Source organism: Methanobacterium petrolearium, assembly GCF_017873625.1.
GTDB classification, from domain to species: Archaea; Methanobacteriota; Methanobacteria; order Methanobacteriales; family Methanobacteriaceae; genus Methanobacterium; species Methanobacterium petrolearium.
Map to the genome: position 1 here is coordinate 34,840 of NZ_JAGGKL010000011.1, position 23,784 is coordinate 58,623.

Genomic DNA, 23,784 nt, shown 5'->3' on the forward strand with positions numbered 1-23,784 from the left:
TATAGTATTCTTAGAGTTTAGATCAGATCAAATATGGATGGGATACTATTAGTTGGATGGGATTAGCTGGATGGGATACTATTAACATTAGTTTAGGTTTCATTGTATTTACTGAATAACATTAACTTCAAAATTTAAGTTTAGATCCTTTTTGGATAATATTAGTGGATATGGATTTGATGTTGTCTTAAATTTGATTGTGAACTGATTTTAAGGTGATATTAATGATTGACAGTCACTGTCATGTTGATTTCAAGGTCTACAATAAAAACCGGCTAGAAGTAATAAGAAGGGCACAGGATAACCTCACAGCCATTGTAAATTCGGGAGCTTCCTTGGGTGGCAACCGACGCACCCTGAAACTTGCAACAGAAAATAAAGATTTTGTATATCCTACACTGGGATTTCACCCATCAAACGCGTCAAAATCAGATGAATCTGTCATAAAACAGGTTTTAAAAGAACTGGAATCTAATATTCACCTTGCAGTTGGTCTTGGTGAAACTGGACTGGATTTTAACCAGTTAAATGATGAATCAGCTAAAAAAAAACAGATAACTCTTTTTGAAACTTTCCTGGGCTTAGCTGAGGAGTACCAGATGCCCCTGGTCATCCATGCACGGGATGCTGAGGAAAAAGCCCTGGAAATGATCAAAAAGCATAAAACAATCCCTGATGTCATATTTCATTGTTATGGGGGTGATTTGGTAACTGCACAGAAGATCGTGGAGAATGGATATTACATCTCATTATCTACCATTGTATGCTTCTCAGATCACCATCAACAACTAGCTTGTGAACTCCCCTTATCCCGGATGCTCACAGAAACTGACAGCCCATACCTCTCTCCATTTAAAGGACAGAGAAATGAACCTGCTTTTGTGGAAGAAACAGTTAAAACCATCGCTAAAATTAAATCAATACATATAGAGGAAGTGGATAAAGTAACTGAATCCAATACAAGGAGTATTTTTGGGTTCTGATCCACTTTATTGGTACGATTTGCGATTTTTTTTAATTATCAAATGGTTTTGGGTTAATTTTTCATGATTATCCCTAAATCATCTCCATCACTCGATTTTTTCGTTTCTTTCCTGGAAAACTTCATCAGCAGAGTACAAACCATTTATGGCTTTGGGGAAACCTGCATAAACTGCCATCTGGATTATAACTTCCACGATTTCCTGGGGAGTGCAACCTGCATTTAAAGCCCCGTGTACATGACTTTTAAGTTCCATCTCAGCACCTCCCAGAGTGGTGATGGAAGCAATGGTTATTAATTCTCTGGTTTTCAAATCCAGGCCTTGTCTGGAATAAATATCTCCGTAGGCAAATTCTGCAACGTAACGTGCCATATCAGGCGCTACATTCTCCAGGGCCTTTTCAAGGTTTCTGAAAGAATCAGGATTCATGGTTTTTAAATGTTTAATCCCTTTATTGTATCTATCTTCACTCACAGTAACACTCACCTTTTTAACTCTATACTCTCTTGTTTTTAGGACTAAGGATTTTAACTGAGGAGTTTATATATTAAAGTATATATTTTTTTAAGGTATACAATTTGATATTTACCTAATCCCATAACTGTAATTATAAATTGTATGCGATCAATACTGATTTGAGGTATTGATTTGATAAATATCGATAATGGTGATGAGACCGGATATGATATTAAATCTCTAGAGAGGTGGTTTATATGGGAAGGTTAATTATGAGTTTTTACATAATTTTGTTGGTTTTTTTGATGTTACAACCAGTTATGGCCGCTGAACAGTCAAGTTTAGGTGATATTAAAAATGATGCGGATCAGGCACTTCAAAATGTAAGTAAAGTGACCAATGACACTGCTAAAGAGGTTCAAAACACCCTTAACCCCATACAAGATATTGTTAACACCATCAGTTCAATTGTACAGCAAATTCAACAGATTTTACAGGATTTATCATATATAATTAATGGTGGCTACTATCAGTAAAAACAGATTAATAAGTCAATTCGATTATTAATGAAATCTTTTATGAAACCAAAGGGGAGGATTTATCATTAAACCTAAAGTGATACTCAACGCAGCCATGACCTTGGATGGTAAAATCGCCACCAGAACTGGCAGTTCGGAAATATCAGGTCCGGAAGATTTATTAAGGGTGCACAAGCTCCGGAAAAAGATGGATGCCATAATGGTTGGGATAAACACTGTCCTGGCAGATGACCCGCGTTTAACTGTTCATAAAATATCTTCAAAATCTGAAGATAACCCGGTCAGGGTGGTGGTGGATAGTAAAGCACGTACCCCTCCAGGTTACAGGATTCTTAACCCTGATGCACCCACCGTCATCGCCGTCTCTAACCAAGCACCCCCAGAGAAAATTAAATCATTGGAAGCCAGAGAAACTACAGAAGTTGTTATCTGTGGGGACAAACAGGTTGATCTTAATTGTTTAATGGAAAAATTAGGGGAAAGAGGGATTAAAACCTTAATGCTTGAAGGAGGATCCACCCTGAACTATTCCATGTTCAATGCAGGATTGGTAAGGGAAGTAATGGTTTGCATTGCTCCTATGATTGCCGGAGGAATCAAGGCTAAGACCCTGGTTGATGGTGAAGGTGTGGATTATATGAAAGACGCATTCAGATTAAGATTTAAAAAGAGCTACAACTTGGGAAAAGATCTCATAGTAGAATATGAAGTACTATAAAATATGAAATAGGGAGTAGTATAATTTGAAAACATTATACTTTTCAAACATTACAATATGCCTTTTTTCTCCAGTATTTGAAGAGGATTATCTCTCAAAACTTTTTTAACTTCTTTTTCATGCAACCCTGCACCTAATGCTATGTTGGATGCCATTTCATAGTTTATCAGGTCTTCTGGTGCATGAGTATCGGTATCCACCACCAGATTGGCTCCCACTTCCTGGGCCACCTGGGCCACATGGCCATTACCAAGACTGTGACCCTTTCTGGCGCTTATTTCTAAGGCTATATCATTTTTTTTAGCAACACGTGCTTCTTCATGAGTTATAAGTCCAGGGTGTGCTAGCACATCAACATCAGGACAGTTAACCGCACTCCAGTTGGTTCCCTCAATCACTGGTTCCACCAGGGTTTCACCGTGAACCACAATAATCTTTGCCCCTAATTCTCTGGCTTTACGTGCCAGTTTAGGGATTATTTCAGCAGGAACATGGGTTATTTCCGCCCCGGGAATGACTTCAATATCCCAGTTTTCCCGAATATCCAGAACTGCGTTGATAATGTTGCCCACACAATCTATGTTGGTTGCATCCACATGGTCAGTGATGGCCACTGCCTGATGACCTAAAACCTGGGCTCGGCGAGCAATTTCTGATGGTAAAAGTTCCCCATCACTGAATATGCTGTGGGTGTGCAAATCTATTCTCTTTCCCATAAAGCTTCTCCTGATTTATGTAAATTATCTTTAATATTATGTTAATCTTTCCTGCTTATTTATTTATCAGAGAATATAATAAATGTGGTGATAAATTGCAATCTGTAGTATTCGCCCCCTCTCATATAACCGGTTTTTTTGAGATCATTGATCATCCCAACCCCCTGATCAGGGGATCCCGAGGCGCGGGAGTGGTCCTGGATCAGGGAGTTACAACCCGCCTAAATATTAGTGAGGGTAGTGGTGAAACCATTATTAAAACCAGCGGGAAGCTCAGTGGCCAAAAACACCCACTGGAAGATTCAGTTACCTATAAAACAATAGATTTACTCAGACAAAAATTCCCAAAAGAAATAAAATGGGATGATTTAAAGATAAACATTCAGCATGAGACCCAGGTACCTATTGAGGCTGGTTTTGGAGTGTCAGCAGGATTTGCACTGGGAACTGCTTTAGCATTATCAAAACTTCTTAAACTACCCCTTACATTTAACCAGGCAGCTGCAGTAGCACATCATGCTGAAGTGGAGTTAAAAACAGGCATGGGTGATGTTATGGGTGCGGTAGTTGGAGGTTTCCCCATAAGATTAGAACCGGGTGCCCCAGGTTATGGTAAAGCGGACAAAATACTCAGTGGAACTAAAAATAATGATAACAATAATGAAGAGGAAAACGGACTTTTTGTAATATCTAAAAGTCTGGGAACCATTGAAACCTCATCTGTACTTCGAGATCCGGCCATGACCAGTAAGGTGAATACTGTAGCACACCATCTACTTGGAAAATTACTTTCAAATCCTCATGTGACACATTTCATGGATTTATCCCTTAACTTCTCCCAGGAAACTGGTCTCATTGATCCAGAAGTTATGGAAATTGTGGAAGTGCTTAAAGATGAGACCATGGGTGCATCCATGGCCATGCTTGGAAAAACAGCCTTTGCAATATCAGAAACTCCAGATTCCAGTGTTGAAGGGACTATGGTGGCCAGAGTGGACGATTGTGGTTGCAGAATTGAGTAAAATGATATGAAAGTGGATTCACTTTTTAATGTCAGTGACATCTTCAATCACATAACTGATTCCTTCGGCATCCATTTTTTTGGTTAAACTTCGGGTCATTTTACCCACAGTAAAGACTAGCACGTTTAAACCTCTTTTAGCAGCGGCAATTGCTGATTGGGGGGTGCCAAATTCAAAATCAGGTTCAATTTCCAGTTTATCTGTCAGAGCTCTGGAAACTGTACCCATTATACCCACCCTTTGAAAGGGTTCTGGATATTTTTCCAAAATTTCTCGAATTTGATCCAGGTTACAAACCCGGGAACCACCTTGGTTGATAGTAGGGAGTTTAATAATAACAATAAATCCAGGTTTCAATTCTATTGTACCGCCTAGGCTTACCAGTGCCACATCTTCACCTTTTTTGGCATCGTGCAGCACCTTAGCATGGGCAGAGGTTTTTTCTTTTCCGGCGTACAATACACCTTCGTCCATTTTAAGCCACACTGTTTCCCCTTCTTTCAAATCTTCCCTGGAAAGGGCCGGCCACACAGATTTATATGTAGTCATGGTATCTAGGACCTGATCAGCATATTTGCGGAGATCAATAGCCCCTATTTTCACTTTTTCAACCCCACGCTTGGTTATATTGTAACGTGGCTGTCCACTACATGTTTCCACCCATCCTTCATCAACCAGTGTCTTCAAATTTTCTGAAACTGCCTGGACTGTGATTCCCAATTTATCAGCAATATCCTTCTGACGTAGGTGTGGTTGGCCTTTGGCAATCTCAGCCAAAATTTGAAACTTGGTGAGTTCCCCTTTTTTCTTAAAAACCTTCATAAATCCACCATCTTTGATTGAAATATTAATTTAACTTTTCAATATTTAAAATTCTTCTGTAGAATATCTTTAGTTTTTCATAGTTTAATTTTTCATGGTTTGATCATTTGTATGAACCAACTGATAATACTATATTCTAATGGATTAAATGATTCCATTCAGAGATTCATTGAATATTTCCAGAAATTTTTCCTCTTTGTCCAGGGGGATGTAGGCACCACAGGCTGTAGAGTGACCACCACCACTACCCCCTACCTTTGATGCCACCTTGCTTATCATCTGGCCGAAATTGATTCCATCAAAGGCTAAAAGCCGGGAACAACGCAGTGAAACTTTTAAATTATCATTTTCTTCATTTATACTGGTAAAACCTAGCATAGGTTTTTTCCAGTCACCATAACTTAAAATCATGCCGGCTATGGTACCAATGACCTCACTTTTTATTCCGTTCCCATGGAAGTACTGCAGGTTTTTCAAACTTTTTATACGATCTTCTTCCTGGATCCACTCCATCTTCTGTGCAAGGTAACTGCGGTGTTGTTTGCCTAACTCTTCCATTTCATCCAAACTGCTACTTCTATCACCTTTAATAACTTTTAAGGCTATTTCAGGATTTTTATGTCTACTGCAAGCATTTATGGCTGTGGAAAACTCACTGGCATCACGTAGTGGTGAATATTTTTCTTCTCTCAGAAATTCATAGTAGTCCCCTGAAACCAGACGGGGAACGTATTTAACATAACGAGGAGGTACAGCCCGGCTCATCATTCTAACCAGTTCATTGAAAAGTCTTCTCTTTTCATCGATAGTAAGATCGTAGAGGGTACGTTCTTTTTTACCATTTTTAATTGGAATATCCAGTTTTTTTAATAATTGGATGGCTTCATTACGGTTATTGGTAATTGGGAGATTAACATCACCAAAATAGGAAAGAGCCACAAATAGGGGCCGGGTCTGCCTTCCATATATAGCCAGATCACTGGCTGATTCTAACATACCCCTATTAACGCTATCTTTAACTATTTCTTGATTAACACCCACTAGTTTCCCTGATAAATTGTTTTGCATGTCGCCTATGGCACTCAAAACACCAATCCAACTCAAATCATAAAATTGGAACGTTTTAGCCAGAAGGTAACACATACCTCCACCTGAAACTTCGAAAGAACCATCAATACCATGATAATGGGGATTTACCTCCAAAAAACCCTTTTCGTCTGAAACTTTCCTTAATGGGGGATGATGATCCAGGATAAGAACTCGGGACTCTGAGGTTTTGAAATGATCCAGATTTTGCCCTGAACCCAGATCAGAGAATATGGTAAGTTCATTCTCTTTTTTTAAATCGGGAATCATATCCAGGCTTATGAATTCTATTTCATGATCTATTTCCAGGCGGTCAAGGGTTGATGACAAAATTGCTCCTGATGATATGCCATCACAGTCTATGTGGCTATATATTTTAACATCTTCTGCATTTTTGACTATTTCATGGGCCTTAGACAGTGATTTATTCATAGTATTCGGAATAACGGTCATCAACATCCCTTTTATAATATAATCCAGTTTCAATGGTTTTTTAAAATTAAGTCATTAACTATTAGAATTATTTAGTCTGCTGTTATGATCTGGAGCCATTGATTAAGTTGCTGATTTTAATGAGAACTTCATTTTTAGTCATTTTTTTATCCACAATTACCCTTCCAGATTTTTCCCACCATGAGGGAGGATATGATTTATATTTTTCTACAGAAGGATTCAAACCCAGTTTTTTAGCTGCCTGGGAGATTTCACGTATTTTAGGTGAGCTTACCGATAGTTTTTTGGGAATTTTCCTTCCCTCAGATCTGGTCTTCTTAGAATCAATATAATCAGGCCAAATGATTGTTCTTTTTTCATCCTTCATGTTAATTCTTCCTTCACAGCTCCAAATTTAAGTCATACCCTTCATTTCATCCATTAATTTCATAAGCATGTCTTTTACAGTGTACTTATTGGGTGCAATGGATTCTATTCCCATATTATTCAGGGGTTTCTGGGTTATGGGGCCAATAACTGCCACCATGATTTTTTCATCTTTTAAATTTTCTATTAATCTATTTTTTTTATTTCCAGCCATTTCAAAAAGGTTGGTAACAGTAAGGGGGCTGGTAAAGGTTATTGCATCTATATTTCCCTTAATGACATCATCGATAAGTGTTTCAACTTTACTTTTATCCTTAGGCTGGATTGATTTATATGCCTCTGCCAAAATAACAGTGGCCCCCATGTTCTTCAAGCCTTCAGGAAGCACATCTCTCGCTTTAAATGTCCGTGGAACCCCTATTTTTTTATCTTTTATATCAATCTTCTGGAACTCTTTCAGAAGTCCTTCAGCAGTATAATCATCAGGCATAATATCGGTGTTCAACCCATATTTATTCAAAACCCTTTCTGTGCGGGGTCCTATAACTGCAACCTGACATTCAGGATTAAGATTTTCTTTGAAATCGTTACAGTATTTGAACAATGATTTCAGTGATGCAGGGGATGTGAATATTATCCAATCAAGATTTTGGGCCTCAGAACAAAGATATATTAAGGATTTACTGGGGAAAGCCTCAAGTTCCAGTGTAGGAACCACCAATGGAATGCCCCCGTTGTCTTTAACTATCTCAACTGCGGGTTGTGCCCTTTCTATAGGCCGGGTTATGGCAATAGTTTTACCTTTAAATCCTTCTGATTTGTTCATGCCATATCCTCTGACCTATTATTTTGAATTTCTCTAAATACATCCACCACTGGCCCGATAATCACCAGGGCAGGAGGATTGATATTTTTTTGGTGAATGTCTTCTAGGGTGCCCAGAACAATCCTTTCATCGGGACTGGTTCCATTCTCAATAACACAGACCGGAGTTTTAGGATCCTTATGTTCCATTATTTCTTGTATATTTTCTTCTAGGTTAGCAACACCCATGAGAATAATAATTGTATCAGCATTATAATTCCATTTAACCTGTTTATCTTTCTTGGTGGGATCTTCATGACCAGTTACCACAGTAAAAGAGGTTGCCACTCCTCTGTGGGTTACAGGCAATCCTGCTGTAGTGGGAACACCAACAGCTGATGTTACTCCAGGTACCAATTCCACAGAAATTCCTTCCTTTAATAGGGCCAGCATCTCTTCACCACCCCTTCCAAAAACAAAAGGATCTCCTCCCTTAAGCCGAACTACTACTCCATGTTTTTTACCCTGTTGGATGAGTATCTCGTTTATTTCGTCCTGTTTTTTGGAGTGGGCTCCTGCTCTTTTACCCACATAGATCATTTCGGCTCCATTAGCGTAGTTTAGGATTTCCTCATTGGCCAGACGATCATAAACCACCACATCTGCTTTTTTCAGGGTTTTAATAGCCTTAAGAGTCACTAAATCGGGATCTCCTGGGCCTGCTCCTACTAAATATACTACCATTAATTCACCGTGAAAATTTAATTGAAATATTTATCGATTGGTTATTATCTATCCTTCAATTCTTTTTATCAGACTCAATTTATTGATTAAATTTTAATAATTAATAATGCCCTTGAAAAACTTCAAACCATCATCTGATCCTAAGATTGATTCTGAGGCTCTTTCTGGATGGGGCATAACGGCACAAACCAATCCTTCAGGATCACATACTCCAGTAATGGATTCCATTGAACCATTAGGATTATTTCCTTTGAATCCGAGAACTATCTGATCCTGATCATGGAGCTGGTCAATATATTCAGTGTAATACCTGCCTTCAGCGTGGGCAATGGGCATTTTGATGACTTCGTTTTCCTGGTACAGGTGAGTGAATGGTGTTCTGTTGGTTTTAACCTCAAGTTCCACCCATTCACAGATGAATTGGGCCTTTTGGTTTAAGGTGAAGACTCCTGGGACCAGTCCCACTTCTGCCAGTATCTGGGCACCGTTACAAATGCCTAAAACTGGTTTTTCATCCTTCACAACCTCTTTAATTCCTTCAATTACTGGGGTGATTGCTGCTATGGCTCCTGCCCTGAGATAGTCTCCGTAGGAAAATCCTCCAGGGATAACGATTGCATCGAAGTTGGATAGATCTCTCTGGTTCCACCATACATACTCTGGTTGGCCACCAGCCAACTCCAGGGCGCAGAATACATCCCGGTCACAGTTAGAGCCAGGGAAGCGTATGATCCCCACTTTCATTTTAGTCCCCCGTGGGATTGATTTGGATATGGTAGTCGTGGATAACCGGGTTGCAGAGCAGCCGTTCACACATCTCCACCACCTGGTTTTGGGCCACATCAGGATTTGTTGCTTCCAATGTGAACTTTATAGTTTCCATGGTAGATGTATCTTCCACCTGGTAATCCAAAAGAGCCAGTGCCCTCTGGATAGTGGAAGCTTCTGGGTTTAGCATTCCTTTTTTCAGACTAATTTCTACTTTTGCATTGTATTTCATAGCATCACCAGAATTTTTATTAGGATATGTTTTTTTTATTGTTATCTGAATTTTTATTAGTTTTAATTGGTTATCTAAATAAATTTATATGAATCAATTAACTTTATCTCAATTAACTTGTATCATGGGATTTATCCTGAGAATCAGTCAGATCTCTGATTAATATGTATCAAAAATCCAAATTCCATCTTTTTTTATCTTTTTCATCCAATATTATGTTAGTCACCTTCTGGTAAGCTTCAATAACTCCGGATTCCCCCTTCCTGAAGAGATCTTTATCCATAATGTCTCGGGTCTTCTGATCCCAGAAACGACAGGTGTCTGGACTTATCTCATCACCAAGAACTATATTCCCCATATAGTCTCGACCGAATTCAATTTTAAAATCAGGGAATAGTAACCCTCTGCTTTCTAGGAAATCTTTTATAACCTGGTTAATTTTCATGGTTATTTTGCGGATTATTTCCAGATCCTGATTGCTTGCAATTCCCAGAGCATGAATTATATCATCATTTAACATGGGGTCATGGTATTCATCATTTTTAAAGTCCATCTGGATGATGGGTGGATTGAAAGTTTGCCCTTCCTGGAATGGGAATCTCCTTAGGAGACTTCCTGCGGCGATGTTCCTAGTTATCACCTCTAGAGGTATCATATCCAGTTTATGGGAAAGCATAAAGCCAGGTTCAGGTAAATCAATGTATTGGGTTTTTATCCCGGCATCTTCCAATAACATGAAAAGTTTAGCTGAGATCAGGGAATTGTAGTAACCCTTCATTCCCATAACTTCTTTCTTCGCACCATCACCAGCTGTTATGTCGTCTCGGAATTTCACCATAACTTGCTGAGGGTGGTTGGTCTGGTACACATCTTTGGCTTTACCCCGGTACAGGAGATTTTCCTTATCAAGATTCATGTTCAACTCCATTTTCTTTATTTAGTGTCAAATGTTTATATAGATATTAAACTACATTAAGATAAAACTACACTAGAAATTTATTATAGATTAAGATTGTAATAGATGTATAGCATCAAAATGAGTTATAAAATTAGGTAAGATTATATTCATTTATTCAAAAGTAGAAAATTTTTCTCAAGGTGAAATTCGTGTGTGGAATAGTGGGATGTATACTTAAAACTAATAAAGCAGCACCAGTACTCCTGGATTGTGTGCAACGCTTGGAATACAGGGGGTACGATTCAGTGGGTATTGCTACCTGCTCATCATCGGGAATCCGGATAAAAAAAGACAGGGGAAAAATAGACGAAGTTTCACAGAAACTTCAACTAGATGAACTCCCAGGAGAAATGGGCATAGGACATGTTCGTTGGGCTACCCATGGCCTTCCAACCCAGGAAAATGCACACCCTCACACCGATTGTGAGGGAAAAATTGCAGTAGTACACAATGGAATCCTTGAAAACTACAAAGAACTTAAAGATCGTTTAGAACGTGAAGGACACCATTTTACTTCTCAAACCGATACAGAGGTTATTGCCCACCTCATTGAAAAATACCATAAACAGGGGTTAAGTCTTGAGGAAGCCATGAACCAGACCATTGATAAACTCCACGGTTCATATGCATTTGCTGTTATATCCTCTGATGAACCCAATAAAATCATGGGTGTTAGAAAGGAAAGCCCACTGATTCTAGGTTTGGGGGATGGTGAATATTTCCTGGCTTCTGATGCTCCTGCCATATTACAGCACACCAGGAAGATCATCTACTTGGCAGACCATGAAACTTTCATCATGGATGATGAGGGAGTCACTGTTAAAGACCGTGATGGTAAAGTAGTGGACAAAAAGATTGAAAACATTAAGTGGACTCCTGAAATGGCTCAGAAAGGCGGATACGATCATTTCATGTTAAAAGAGATTCATGAACAGCCAAAAGCAGTTAAAAATACCCTATTCGAGGTTTCAGAAATTGAGAAAATCGTCAGCAAATTCCCTGAATTTAAAAGAATCACCTTTGTGGCTTGTGGAACATCATACCATGCTTCCATGGTTGGGAAATATCTTTTTGAAGGACTTTTAGGTCTACCCACTGATGTGATGTTGGCTTCTGAGTTCGAATTTGCTGCAGACGCCCTGGACCCCGAATCCCTGGTTATATTCATCAGCCAGTCAGGAGAAACTGCTGATACATTAAAAGCACTTAAAATAGCCAACAAAAAAGCAGAAACACTGGCCATTGTCAATGTACTTGGCAGCACAGCTACCAGAGAAGCAGATCATGTTATATTCACCCGAGCCGGTCCAGAGATCGGTGTGGCCGCTACAAAAACATATATCAGCCAGTTAACCTGCATATATCTCTTGGTAGCATGCATGGGTCGAAAAAAATGGCTATTAGAACAACTTCAGAATATTCCAGATTGCATGGAAGAAGTACTATCTTATGAGGATGAAATCCGCAAAATGGCTGATAAATACAAAGATTCGAATGATTTTTTCTTCATTGGCAGAGGATTTTCCTATCCCACAGCAATGGAGGGTGCACTAAAACTCAAAGAGATTACATACATTCATGGTGAGGGATACGCTGCTGGAGAGCTTAAACACGGACCATTAGCATTAATTGATGATGAAGTTCCAGTGGTAGCTGTGGTGCCTCCTGGTAAAAGTCATGATCGGACACTCAGTAATGTTGAAGAGGTAAATGCCAGAGGAGCGCGGGTTATAGCCCTGGGAGCATCTGATGATGATGTTCTAAATTTTGAAGCTCATGATATGATAAAATTCCCTCCAGAGATTAGTGAGTTATTATCACCCCTAATTTATGTGGTACCCCTGCAGTTATTATCGTACCATATAAGTGTTGCCAGGGGTATTGATCCGGACAAACCCAAAAACCTGGCTAAATGTGTTACTGTGGAATAAAAAATTATATTATTCCCTTTTCAATATATCCGTCAGATTTTTACTATTTTAATATAATCAGTTCCAAAATTGATATTTTTCAGGTGCTGGTGATAATTGGGTGGATGATCACATATTTAAAGGTGTTTTGAAATAATATTCTATATATAAAAAAATTTAAAATTCAAAATATAGAGAGTATACTAAAAAATATAAAGAAACTTAGATTTGGCAAAAAAAAATTCAGATTTAACACCAAATTCTAAGTTACAATCCATAACACTTAGAATGGTAATCCACAGAATTTGGTTAATTAAATGAAATTTATGTTATGTTTATGAATATAGGGTAATTTGAATGACACCTAAAAAATCTGGAACAATTTTCATTGTTTTAATGATTGCTATGATTGCATTTGGTGCTGCTTCAGGTGCTAACGCTTTAAACATAGGTACAGATATTGGTGTGGGTTTAATTCCGTCTGATCTCAATTTCAATGGTGAACAGAAGATCAGCCAGATAGGTGATTCTGATTTTTCACCGGTACATATTTACCGACATGTTCAGATAAACACCACCAACACCACCAATAAAACCACCAGTAACACCACCAAGAAGGTTAATAACACTACAACTAACAATACCAATTAAACTTACAAAAGTTAAATTAATACCTAACTTACTAATATCAAACATTTTTTCAGGAAATTATCTATTATTAACGATGGATGTAATTTTTAGCCGAAGATTGATGTTGAACTCTTTAAGAAACTCTTTAAGAAAGGTTAATTGGTGAATTATCTTTTAAATATATTATCCCTTCCTTTAAGAATAATGCAAATTAAGTGTTGTATAAATTTGGATACTGGATGAAATTAGTGATTTACTTGTTAAATTTATGAATTAGATGAATAGGTGATTTAATGTCCGAGGAAAATAAAGTTGGAGTGAAGATTCGTCAGGTAAGAGAAGATCGTCAAATGTCAGTTGAAGAACTGGCAGAAGCCAGTTATAGCAGTGTTGAATTAATTGAAGACTTGGAAAGCGGTGCACTGGTGCCGTCATTAACTCCTCTTTTAAAGATCGCACGGGCACTGGGTGTGCGTTTAGGCACATTCCTTGATGATGCCCCTCAAAGTGGCCCATTCATGGTCAAATCTGGAAAATCAGATAACATAATACGATTTTCAGGACAAGGTCTTGGTGAACACAGTAACAAGAGTGCTCTGGAATTCTACTCACTGGCTTATGGGAAGGGTGACAGGCACATGGAACCATTCATTATTGATGTTCATCCCACAGAAAACCAGGATTATCAGTTAGCATCCCATGAAGGTGAAGAATTTCTTTACGTTATACAGGGAAAGATAGAAGTACTTTATGGGCAGGAAAACTACATTTTAGAGGCAGAAGATAGCATATATTATGATTCTGTTGTCCCCCACCATGTTCACGCCAAAGAAAAAGATTCAAAGATGTTAGCGGTGGTTTATACCCCATTTTAAAGGGGATGTCAATACATTTGGAGAATTAAATTAGATTTGGAGAATTATTAATGTATACAATAACAGTTACCCCTCGTTTCGGAGACGCCGATGGTTTAAGACATATAAACAACATAGTCCTTGCAGAATGGTTTGAACTGGCAAGAAATCGCATTTATCGTTTATTCACACCTGATTTAGACTTGAGTTATGAAAAATGGAAACTCATAATGGTGAAAACAGATTTCGAATTTTTAGGGCAGATGTACTACAACGGTGATGTGAACATAAAAACCAGCATCATAAGAATAGGTAACAGCTCATACACTACCTACCACGAAGCATGGCAGTCTGGCCATATTAAAGCAAAGGGAACCGCAGTTTTAGTGAACTATGACTTCATTCAACAGAAATCAATGCCAATACCCCATGATATAAGGGAAAAACTGGAAGAATATCTGGAAGACTGCCCAGAATGAATTTGTCAGTTATCTTGAATATTTGAAAAAAATCCATCTAATAAGATCATATCTAATCATACTTGATATCATTAGAAAATGAGCACATAATTAAATGGGATAATTAAACAGAGGTTTTAAAATGGTTTTCACGGAGCTAACTATTGGTGATTACCTGGAAAAAATGGTCAAAAAGGATCCCAATCATGAATTTATGGTTTACCCTGATCGGGATCTCCGTTTTACTTACAAAGAGTTTGATGAAAGGGTTAACCTTCTGGCTAAAGGTTTACTTGCAATCGGGATAAAAAAAGGTGACCATGTGGGCATCTGGGCCAAAAATGTACCGGACTGGCTCACCTTCATGTTCGCCACTTCCAAAATAGGAGTAGTGCTGGTCACAGTAAACACAGCTTACAAAAGCCATGAACTTGCTTATGTTCTGGAACAGTCAGACATGAAAGCACTGGCTATTATTGACGGATTTCAGGATGTAGATTACCTTCAAATAGTTTATGAACTGGTCCCTGAACTAAAAACCCAGGAAAGGGGAAAACTAAAAAATAAAGATTTCCCATTTTTGGAAAATCTCATATATGTGGGCCAGGAAAAACACCGGGGAATGTATAACACCAACGAACTCCTATTATTAGGGAAACATGGAGATGAGGAGAAATTTCAGAAGATCAAGGCCTCTGTTAATAATGATGAAGTGGTGAACATGCAATACACTTCAGGAACCACTGGATTCCCCAAGGGAGTGATGTTAACCCACAGGAACATCCTCAACAATGGTTACTACATAGGGGAACGACAAAAATTCACAGAAAAAGACAAATTATGCATAACAGTCCCACTTTTCCATTGTTTTGGTATTGTACTAGCAGTAATGGCTGCCTATAGTCATGGAGCTACCATGGTGATGGTGGAAGTCTTCGACCCCCTATTGGTTCTGGCAGCAGTTCAAAAAGAACGCTGCACAGCATTATATGGAGTTCCAACCATGTTCATCGCCGAATATAGTCATCCCATGTTTGAAATGTTCGACCTATCTAGCCTACGCACCGGTATCATGGCAGGTTCCACCCCACCCATTGAAGCCATGAAAAAGGTGGTCAACGATATGAACATGACTGAAATCACCAGTGTATACGGTCTCACAGAAGGATCACCAGGATTCACTCAGACCGGTGTGGATGATCCCCTTATAAAAAGAGTGGAAACCGTGGGTAAACCATTACCTGAATGTGAAGTAAAAATAGTTGACCCAGAAACCGGTGAAAATTTGGGAACCGACCAGACAGGTGAAATATGTTGTAAAGGTTACAACGTAATGAAAGGGTACTATAAAATGCCAGAAAAAACCCGTGAAGTTATAGATGAAGATGGATGGTTACACAGTGGAGATCTGGCAACTTTAGATGAGGATGGGTATTATTCCATTGTAGGTCGTATTAAAGACATGATTATTCGTGGTGGAGAAAACATTTACCCCCGCGAAATCGAGGAATTTTTATACACCATGCCTGGAGTCCTGGATGTTCAGGTAGTAGGGATCCCTGATGAGAAGTATGGGGAAATTGTAGGTGCCTGTATCATCCTGGAAGAGGACTCAGAACTCACTGAAGAAGATGTACGGGACTATGCCCGAACCAAGATTGCCCGTTTCAAAGTACCTAAACATGTTTTTGTTGTAGATGAATTTCCACTCACTGCCAGTGGCAAGATACAAAAATTCATACTCAGAGAACAGGCAGAAAAATTATTAAAAGAGAAACTGGAAAAAGAAGAATCTTCCCTGTAATTTTTCCAAAAACATCTTTTTCTAAGCTTTCAACATGTTTGCATTTAGTTGATGAGTTAATATTATATTTAAGGATTTAAAATTATATTTAAGGACTTATTATTAATAATTGAAACGTGATAAAAAAATTAGACATGATTATAATCCTCAAATTCAATCATTTTTTATACATAATTGTAGAAGTTTTTACACACATAATGGTGGAAAAATATGTCACTTTTAACGTTAGCATATCCCAAAATCAGTGAAGAGGACTATCAATGGATTCAAGGATTTCGAGAAGAAAATGACGAGCTTTACCATGGAGTAATGGAACCTCACTTCATTTTAGTATTTCCAGTATTTAACCAGAGACCAGAGACATTTATAGAGGAAATTAAAAGACGTGCTGCCGGTCATATGGAGATAAACTTTGTTTTAAGATGTGCAATTATGGATAAAGATGCATTCACTCCTTACTGGCATGTCTACCTGGTGCCAGATGAAGGGTACAGTCAGATCATTAAACTCCATGATAACTTATATTCTGGAAAACTGGCCGATGAATTACGCCTGGATCTGCCCTTTATTCCCCATATTGTAATTGCCAATTCAGTGGAGAAATGGACCTGCAAGGAACTGGTAGATCAGATAAATGGTTTGGATATCCAAATAAAGGGGAGTATCATGGAGCTAGATGTAGTTGAATATCAAGATGAACAGGTTGAAACTCTTGAGAAAATAAAATTATCAACTCCCTAATCATCATGGCAATTTTCAAATCACTTTATTAATACATTAGATAAAATCACGAATAATCACTTGAATTTAATTGGGTGAATCATTTAATATTTATTGGATAAATCACTTTAAATTCAATTGAATAAATAATATGTAAAAACAGATAAGCATCAATTTTTTTCCAACACGAGAAAATGATAATAATAAGAAGAAAAAAGAAAATAGTGGAGTTATTTCCCATTGGAAGTTCTAAAGGAGCTTTAAATAACAGGAGAGAACCCCTTTTTTATGGTTACATAAAGCTTCGTCGTGTTGAGGGTCAACTAAAGATTCACAAATTCATAATTAAGAAAGATAAAGAAATCATCCTACCCCCCAGTGAGGCAATAAAGATCCTCAGAAAACAGAATGTATTCATGGTAGGCAGTGACTCTGACAGTGAAGAATTCCTCCATTCATTAAATATAAAATATAAACACACTCTTATCTGCAGACACTGCACATTCGAAGGCTTTATCACACTCATCCAAAAAGAAAAATCATATTTTTATCATGGAGATTATCTCTGCCGTTTATGTGCAGAAAACGAGATAAAAAGGGAGTTAAAAGCCCGATCGTATGATATGAGTACTTTTCCCAGATTCAGGAGAATATTGGATGAAACCGGAGATCTGGCCAAGGTGTTAAGTGTTTTTGATCCACGATTTGACCCCCTAAAAAATCAAAAACTCACATTATACGATAAAATAACCACTAAAAAAGCAGATAATCTTCCAAAAATTAGGATAGACACCCTCAATATTCCTGAAAAACTTAAAGATTCTCTCAAAACACAGGGCACTTATCTGCTGCCAGTGCAGGTTCTGGCCCTTCAGGCCGGACTCCTGGAAGGAGAGAACCTCCTGGTGGTTTCAGCTACTGCCAGTGGAAAAACACTGATCGGGGAGATGGCTGGAGTATCACGCGCCCTTGAAGGAGGAAAACTTCTCTTTTTAACTCCACTGGTGGCATTGGCCAATCAGAAATACAGAGATTTTGAAAAAAGATACCAGAAAATGGGATTAAAAGTTTCCATAAGAGTGGGAATGAGTAGAATAAAGGCCAAAGAAGAGCTCATCCTTCCTGATGAGAAAATAGATGATGCTGACATTGTTGTGGGGACATATGAGGGTCTTGATTTTCTACTACGTGCCGATAGATCATCCCAACTAGGCGATTTGAAGACCGTAGTGGTGGATGAAATTCACATGTTAGGGGATGATGAAAGAGGCCCCCGCCTCAGGGGACTTATTCATCGTTTAAAAACCCTTTTCCCCCATTTACAGTTAATCGGATTATCAGCCACCATAAAAAATCCCCAGAAAATCGCCCAGGAATTTGGCATGAAACTGGTTGAATATCCATTGCGACCCGTGCCACTGGAAAGACATCTGATATTTGTCAGAACAGAAGAGGAGAAAAATCATCTCCTTGCCCAATTATCCCGTGTTGAATACCAACACCGGTCAAATAAAGGATATCATGGTCAAAGCATCATTTTCACAAACTCACGCCGCAAAACTCATATTCTTGCTGATTATCTGGTTCGAAGGGGTGTTAAAACAGCAGCCTATCATGCTGGTTTATCATATGCCAAAAAAAATAAAATAGAGAAAGATTTTGGAAATCAGAAACTGGGGGCAGTGGTGACCACTGCCGCACTGGCTGCTGGTGTTGATTTTCCTGCTTCGCAAGTGTTATTTGAGAGTTTGACCATGGGAAACAAGCAACTAACTCCAAATGAATTCTCTCAAATGCTTGGCAGGGCTGGCAGACCCACATATCATGATCAGGGAAAGGTGTACCTTTTACCAGAAGTGGGAAGAAGCTATGGGGATGAAACTGAGGAAGCACAGGCCATGAACCTTCTATCCAGTGAAGTGGAACCGGTTAATGTCACTTATTCTGAGGACAGTCAAATTGAACAGTTCCTAGCAGATGTTTGTGCAGGATGTGTTGACACCTTCCTGCAGATAGAACAGAATTATGAAGATGAAGAGTTACCCTTACCATTTGAAGAGGCTTTCAATATCCTGTTAGATTATAGTTTGGTGAAGGAAAAAGAAGGCAAAATAACACCTACTAAATATGGTAGGGCAGTTGCTATGTCCTTTTTAGATTACCCCTGTGCTGAATTTGTTCGCAAGAACCTAGTAAAGATGCGTCCTATGGATATTGCACTGAAACTGGAGCCTTTTGAAAATGCATATCTTTCCAATAGAATCACCACCCAAATGGGACGTATTCTTAAAATAAACATGTCCAGTCGTTTGTTTGCTGACAGCACCCTTGACATCCTCAGCTCAGGTACCGCAATTTCTAAACTGGAACCACATCTTAGGGAGCGTCTGATGAAGCTTCAAATGGATTTTTACACCTGCAAATGTAAGGAAAGACCATTTTGTGGTTGTTTTCAAAGGGAACTTTCCCGAAAAATAATTAAACAGAGACTTCAGGGGAAAGATCCAGTGGATATCAGCAGAAAACTCATGCGCGAATATGAAATCCATGCCTATGCTGGTGATATTTTCAGCTGGTTTGACTCCTTAATCAGGATGTTTGAGGCAGTGCGTAGAATAGCCAATGTTCATGGGAATAAAAAGGTTATTCGGGAGTGTGATGGATTGATAAGGAAAATAGAAAAGTAATTTTCCAGATTTACCCACAAATAAACTCCCATAATACGTTTTATATCTGTAATAACTATTAAAAATATTACAAATATTACAAATTTTCATGATAAATCTAGAAATCAACTTCAGGAACCTCTTCTGCGTAGTCTTCATGTTCGAAGAATTCAGCTTCCTGGAATTTAAAGAAATTAGACACAATATTATTAGGGAACACTTCACGTTTGTTGTTGTAGGTTAGAACAACTTCATTGTAAAATTCTCGGTACTTGGCGATTTTATCTTCAGTTTCTGATAGCTGATCCTGCAATTCTAGGAAGTTCTCATCAGCCTTCAGTTCAGGGTAGTTTTCTGCAACTGCAAAAAGACTTTTTAAAGTACCCTTTAAGGCATTATCCGCCTTTTCATTTTCTTTAACTGTTTCTGCGTTTTTTAAATCGGAACGGGCTTCACTAACTTCTTGGAATGTGGTTTTTTCATGGGTTGCATAACCTTTAACTGTTTCAACCAGATTTTTAATCAGGTCAGATCTTCTTTCCAGTTGAACATTTATCTGTGACCAGGCACCTTCAACTCCATTTTGAAGTTTAACCAGACTATTATAGATTCCAATGATGATTGCAAAGAATATAATAATGATTAAAACTACTACTCCGAATCCAATTAAGTTCCACATTAAATCACCTTTAAAAAAATCCTTTATTAATTATTAATCCTCTTATAATCTGTGTTATTTAAATATTTTTATGTTGCTAAAGTAATGGAGAATTCCAATAAACAACAGTAATACTCCATTTTATAGATTTGATATTTGGACTAATTTTTAGAAAATAAAAGATAGTTATAACTTAAAATGGTTGATAATTATTTAAATGTTACTATATTGTAAAATAAAAGGAAGAAAATGGTAAATGAGGTAAAAAAATGAGGTAATTAATTACCAGATTTACCATTGCTCCATCATATAGTATCCCAAACTCAGCATATATATTTTTTGAAAAGAACTTATTATTACTTTTTCACAAAATATAATGCCAAAACATGTGGCATAAAAAACTATGAAAATACCTTCGTTTTGGATAATAATGGTTTAAAATGGATATATTTCCTATAAAAGAGTAATAGTTCATGTAATAATGGGCCCGCTGGGATTCGAACCCAGGACCTCACGGTTATCAGCCGTGCGCTCTACCGCCTAAGCCACGGGCCCCTCAAATAGTAGTACAGCTTTTCGGATAGGATTAATTTAATTAAATTTAAAAACTGCAGGGGTAGATGCAAGATTTAGAGTTCATCCTATATAATCCTTGTGCTGCCACGGTGAATTTTTGTTAAAAATATGATATTTATTATGGTCAAAATCTCATTTGATCAAATTTTAATCATTATTTTTTTCACCATGATCTCTATTTCAGGACTGATGTTTTTATTCTAAGAATTTCAATTTATTAGTTCAATATTAGTTATGAGTTCAATATTAGTTATGAGTTCAATATTAGTTGTTAGTTCAATATTAGTTTTAGTTGTTTTAGGCAGATTTCAAAATCATTGTTATTCACTATTGCCAAGTTACAACCTAAACGTGCTGAAATATTTATCATGGCAAATCTCAACATCTTAATATGTTCATTAAGATGACTTTGCCTGTCTAAAAACCTTTTTTTAGAAGAATCAGTAAGTCTCCGTTTAATAATGTCTTCATAGTCAGATTCTATGATGATTATTAGATCAGGATTCATGATTTCAAAGGGTAGTGAAATCAGATATCCCTCTTTAAAGCAGTCTACACCATGAAGATCTAAAAGAACATTTTTTCGGTCCTTGATTTGAAAAGCAACTGTTTTCCAAATGTCATATTGGATTGAAAGTTCTAAACGAAACATTTCAACCAGAGTTGTTGCTAAGCCCCTGTTCTGGGCTGTTTTCAGCATTAACTCTCCATAGTTTATGTGGGAGTAATCTGAATTAAGGGAGACAGCCTTACATAGTGAAGTTTTCCCGACTCCCGGAACTCCCACTACAGCAACCCGCTCCCAGGGCCTCATTTTAAACACAACTTATATTGAGATTAATATTGAGACCTCAACACCAAAAATAGCGTTAATTATTTGTTTACCATTTCATTGATAGCTTCAGCCATCATATGGCCTTCAATCTCGATTTCTGCCTTGTCAATACCTTCTACTTTCTCTGCAGCAATTCTGGCTTGCATAGCCATGTTGGCAGCACTCATACAACCCGGATTTGTGGGTTTTATCACAATTTTGGCGGTTTTATCACTTTCGTTTACCTGTATATCGCTTACAAGTCCCATTTCCACAATACTGATTCCCATATGAGGATCAGCCACCTGGGAAAGAGCTTCTCTAATCTTAACTGTTAATTCTTCGCTCATAATCATACCTCAAAATTGGTTTTTATGGATTTTACACATTTTGATGTGGTTATAAAGTAAAATCACTTTAAAAAAACTTTCATATACATTAAATAAAGGTATTCTTTTATTTCCATATTAATAATATTTATATTTACTGCTTTTTTGATTATAATTTTTCACATATTTCTTGTTATTTACATGTTATCTCATTTTAATGGGCTATTAATGGCATATTCAAATCTTTTAAAGTTGGAACATGGGGGGATTAATAGTATAAATATTAATTTAACAGTTTTTCCTGGAAAAAAAGCTTTTTTTTGAAGTATGAGATAATATTAGAAGTATTTTATTGTTAGAAGTGTATATGCTAATTGGATAATATGGAAATGTTAGTGGAAATGGGTACTTCAGTAAAATATTTGCAATATTTTTTTGCAATATTTTTGATCATTGTATAGTAATCTCTTACACCGGCACTGTACCCTGCCAGATAACTGATAAAGTAACTGTTTATGGGGAATACATGTTTCCCATTGGAATTAATTCACCTCCAGAAGCAGCAAATAAAGATTTAGCAGGTATAAAAGCAGGATATATAGAAAAATCTTAAAATTTTTTAAATTTTTTCCTTTTTTTAGAATAAAATAATAGGGGTAGAAATAATCAAATCTAATTTATGTGCGGTTAGAGTTTTAACCATTATTCTTTCTCTTTATAAAAGGTTAGTTTATAAAATCTCAGCTTATCACCTATTTCAACCGGTGCCTCACCCGTACAGCAACACCTTTTTCTCCCCTTTTCATTTCATCCCCAGACATGGTGGCCTTACCAACACCAACCATTTCTCCGTTTCTGGTGACAACCACTTCATCTTTGGGAAGTATTCCAGGGTAGGCGTCCACCACTCCTGGGGCAAAAAGAGTGTTCGTCTGGAGAGCAAAATCAATTTCCACCCAGTTAACTCCAATATCATTCAAGATAGTCCCACCTTTCAAATTCAGACTGTAAAGACCGTTATCATGATGTAAGACAGCTATCTGCTCATCATCATGCATCAGGCGTCTGTCAAATCTTCCCCTTAACTTATAACCAAGGGGTATCATTTCGTCTGCTTTGCGGGTGTTGAACTGGTAACGGGCAATTGATCTGAGTTGATGGAGTTGTCTGGTATGTCCTTTAATCTTTTCATATTTTTTAGTTTCCCTTTTCAGGTTTTGCATTGATTCTGGAGAAGTGGTCCGATTATCTTGGCAGGTGAACGTGGCCTGTGGCAGATATTCTTGGCAGACAGTCATGTAACCATGTGCTACATGAGCTATAACTTCCATATCACCAACATAGTCACTTAAACATTTTCCTGTGAGTTTTATCTCTTCTTGTGACCAATCACCAATAGTTGAAACATCGTAAGACTGAATAGGGTAGGTATTTTCCATTTCTCGGGGGCAAACACCAAATGGAGATGTTAAAATAGCTTCCTGCAAACCTTTGGTGGCTTGGGTGAAAATACGATGGGATTTACTTGACGAATATGGTTTTCGCATGCTGCAGGGTAAGACCACCACCACTTCACCCAATGGATCTAAAAGACTCATCCGTTCCCTCCAACGACGTGCCTCGGGACGATTGAGTGAAGTTTCGGTGGTACAAAATACTTTAATCATTTGTTACTTCCTATTCTATTTTTTCATGACT

Annotated in this window: 25 protein-coding genes and 1 tRNA gene; 11 read left to right on the plus strand and 15 right to left on the minus strand. The window is 37.7% G+C overall.

Annotated features, from left to right (window positions below; translation table 11 throughout):
- Positions 1-224: 224 nt before the first annotated feature.
- Positions 225-983, plus strand: a complete 759-nt coding sequence (locus J2743_RS10095; protein WP_209626818.1) for a TatD family hydrolase — start codon at positions 225-227, stop codon at positions 981-983.
- Between the two features lie 87 nt (positions 984-1,070).
- On the opposite strand, the gene J2743_RS10100 is transcribed toward J2743_RS10095, so the two are convergent.
- Positions 1,071-1,457 carry a carboxymuconolactone decarboxylase family protein gene (locus tag J2743_RS10100; RefSeq protein WP_209626821.1) on the minus strand — a complete coding sequence of 129 codons (387 nt, stop codon included), beginning with the start codon at positions 1,455-1,457 and terminating at the stop codon, positions 1,071-1,073.
- A 239-nt stretch (positions 1,458-1,696) separates the two neighbouring features.
- Here J2743_RS10100 and J2743_RS10105 point away from each other — a divergent pair, with 239 nt between their 5' ends.
- Both J2743_RS10105 and J2743_RS10110 read left to right on the plus strand, forming a co-directional pair.
- On the plus strand, positions 1,697-1,975 hold the full coding sequence (locus J2743_RS10105; protein ID WP_209626823.1) for a hypothetical protein: 279 nt from the start codon (positions 1,697-1,699) through the stop codon (positions 1,973-1,975).
- 67 nt (positions 1,976-2,042) lie between these two features.
- Positions 2,043-2,696, plus strand: a complete 654-nt coding sequence (locus J2743_RS10110; RefSeq protein ID WP_209626915.1) for a 2,5-diamino-6-(ribosylamino)-4(3H)-pyrimidinone 5'-phosphate reductase — start codon at positions 2,043-2,045, stop codon at positions 2,694-2,696.
- Between the two features lie 50 nt (positions 2,697-2,746).
- Here J2743_RS10110 and J2743_RS10115 read toward each other — a convergent pair whose 3' ends face one another.
- Positions 2,747-3,412 (minus strand): histidinol phosphate phosphatase domain-containing protein, encoded by a 666-nt coding sequence (locus J2743_RS10115; RefSeq protein WP_209626825.1) that lies wholly within the window; start codon positions 3,410-3,412, stop codon positions 2,747-2,749.
- 95 nt (positions 3,413-3,507) lie between these two features.
- On the opposite strand from J2743_RS10115, the gene J2743_RS10120 reads away from it, so the two are divergent.
- Positions 3,508-4,434, plus strand: a complete 927-nt coding sequence (locus J2743_RS10120; RefSeq protein WP_209626828.1) for a pantoate kinase — start codon at positions 3,508-3,510, stop codon at positions 4,432-4,434.
- An 18-nt stretch (positions 4,435-4,452) separates the two neighbouring features.
- Here the strand turns inward: J2743_RS10120 and J2743_RS10125 are convergent, their stop codons facing one another.
- The 8 genes from J2743_RS10125 to purC form a co-directional block, all read right to left on the minus strand.
- Positions 4,453-5,256, minus strand: a complete 804-nt coding sequence (locus tag J2743_RS10125; protein WP_209626829.1) for a DUF7839 domain-containing protein — start codon at positions 5,254-5,256, stop codon at positions 4,453-4,455.
- A gap of 144 nt (positions 5,257-5,400) precedes the next feature.
- Entirely contained in the window at positions 5,401-6,795 is a 1,395-nt protein-coding gene (gene recJ / locus J2743_RS10130; protein WP_209626831.1) for a single-stranded-DNA-specific exonuclease RecJ, read from the minus strand.
- Between the two features lie 82 nt (positions 6,796-6,877).
- A complete protein-coding gene (locus J2743_RS10135) occupies positions 6,878-7,162 on the minus strand; it encodes a signal recognition particle protein Srp19 (protein ID WP_209626833.1) in 285 nt (94 codons plus the stop codon).
- Positions 7,163-7,189: 27 nt separating this feature from the next.
- Complete coding sequence (locus J2743_RS10140) at positions 7,190-7,987, minus strand: uroporphyrinogen-III synthase (RefSeq protein WP_209626835.1); 798 nt, start codon at positions 7,985-7,987, stop codon at positions 7,190-7,192.
- Positions 7,984-8,709, minus strand: coding sequence for a uroporphyrinogen-III C-methyltransferase (gene cobA / locus J2743_RS10145; RefSeq protein WP_209626837.1), 726 nt, complete (start codon positions 8,707-8,709; stop codon positions 7,984-7,986). Before cobA ends, J2743_RS10140 begins: the two co-directional genes overlap by 4 nt.
- Before the next feature lie 93 nt (positions 8,710-8,802).
- Positions 8,803-9,453 carry a phosphoribosylformylglycinamidine synthase subunit PurQ gene (purQ, locus tag J2743_RS10150; protein WP_209626839.1) on the minus strand — a complete coding sequence of 217 codons (651 nt, stop codon included), beginning with the start codon at positions 9,451-9,453 and terminating at the stop codon, positions 8,803-8,805.
- A 1-nt stretch (position 9,454) separates the two neighbouring features.
- Positions 9,455-9,709 carry a phosphoribosylformylglycinamidine synthase subunit PurS gene (gene purS / locus J2743_RS10155; RefSeq protein ID WP_209626841.1) on the minus strand — a complete coding sequence of 85 codons (255 nt, stop codon included), beginning with the start codon at positions 9,707-9,709 and terminating at the stop codon, positions 9,455-9,457.
- Between the two features lie 169 nt (positions 9,710-9,878).
- Positions 9,879-10,625, minus strand: a complete 747-nt coding sequence (gene purC / locus J2743_RS10160; RefSeq protein ID WP_209626843.1) for a phosphoribosylaminoimidazolesuccinocarboxamide synthase — start codon at positions 10,623-10,625, stop codon at positions 9,879-9,881.
- A gap of 191 nt (positions 10,626-10,816) precedes the next feature.
- On the opposite strand from purC, the gene glmS reads away from it, so the two are divergent.
- The 7 genes from glmS (at position 10,817) to J2743_RS10195 (ending at position 19,730) form a co-directional block, all read left to right on the plus strand.
- Positions 10,817-12,598 carry a glutamine--fructose-6-phosphate transaminase (isomerizing) gene (glmS, locus tag J2743_RS10165; RefSeq protein WP_209626846.1) on the plus strand — a complete coding sequence of 594 codons (1,782 nt, stop codon included), beginning with the start codon at positions 10,817-10,819 and terminating at the stop codon, positions 12,596-12,598.
- Positions 12,599-12,934: 336 nt separating this feature from the next.
- Positions 12,935-13,228, plus strand: a complete 294-nt coding sequence (locus J2743_RS10170) for a hypothetical protein (protein ID WP_209626848.1) — start codon at positions 12,935-12,937, stop codon at positions 13,226-13,228.
- Between the two features lie 272 nt (positions 13,229-13,500).
- Entirely contained in the window at positions 13,501-14,082 is a 582-nt protein-coding gene (locus tag J2743_RS10175) for a helix-turn-helix domain-containing protein (RefSeq protein ID WP_209626850.1), read from the plus strand.
- A gap of 50 nt (positions 14,083-14,132) precedes the next feature.
- Entirely contained in the window at positions 14,133-14,540 is a 408-nt protein-coding gene (locus J2743_RS10180; RefSeq protein ID WP_209626852.1) for an acyl-CoA thioesterase, read from the plus strand.
- A gap of 121 nt (positions 14,541-14,661) precedes the next feature.
- Positions 14,662-16,323 (plus strand): AMP-binding protein, encoded by a 1,662-nt coding sequence (locus tag J2743_RS10185; protein ID WP_209626854.1) that lies wholly within the window; start codon positions 14,662-14,664, stop codon positions 16,321-16,323.
- Between the two features lie 210 nt (positions 16,324-16,533).
- On the plus strand, positions 16,534-17,064 hold the full coding sequence (locus J2743_RS10190; RefSeq protein WP_209626856.1) for a 2'-5' RNA ligase family protein: 531 nt from the start codon (positions 16,534-16,536) through the stop codon (positions 17,062-17,064).
- Between the two features lie 173 nt (positions 17,065-17,237).
- Entirely contained in the window at positions 17,238-19,730 is a 2,493-nt protein-coding gene (locus J2743_RS10195) for a DUF5814 domain-containing protein (protein WP_209626858.1), read from the plus strand.
- 97 nt (positions 19,731-19,827) lie between these two features.
- Here the strand turns inward: J2743_RS10195 and J2743_RS10200 are convergent, their stop codons facing one another.
- The 5 genes from J2743_RS10200 to J2743_RS10220 all read right to left on the minus strand — a co-directional run bounded on the left by J2743_RS10200 (position 19,828) and on the right by J2743_RS10220 (position 23,750).
- Entirely contained in the window at positions 19,828-20,388 is a 561-nt protein-coding gene (locus tag J2743_RS10200) for a LemA family protein (protein ID WP_209626861.1), read from the minus strand.
- Between the two features lie 461 nt (positions 20,389-20,849).
- Positions 20,850-20,922 (minus strand) — tRNA-Ile (locus J2743_RS10205).
- Between the two features lie 292 nt (positions 20,923-21,214).
- Positions 21,215-21,757 (minus strand): AAA family ATPase, encoded by a 543-nt coding sequence (locus tag J2743_RS10210; RefSeq protein WP_209626863.1) that lies wholly within the window; start codon positions 21,755-21,757, stop codon positions 21,215-21,217.
- A gap of 59 nt (positions 21,758-21,816) precedes the next feature.
- A complete protein-coding gene (locus J2743_RS10215) occupies positions 21,817-22,107 on the minus strand; it encodes a metal-sulfur cluster assembly factor (RefSeq protein ID WP_209626866.1) in 291 nt (96 codons plus the stop codon).
- A gap of 731 nt (positions 22,108-22,838) precedes the next feature.
- On the minus strand, positions 22,839-23,750 hold the full coding sequence (locus J2743_RS10220; RefSeq protein ID WP_209626917.1) for a DUF5591 domain-containing protein: 912 nt from the start codon (positions 23,748-23,750) through the stop codon (positions 22,839-22,841).
- Positions 23,751-23,784 lie beyond the last annotated feature (34 nt).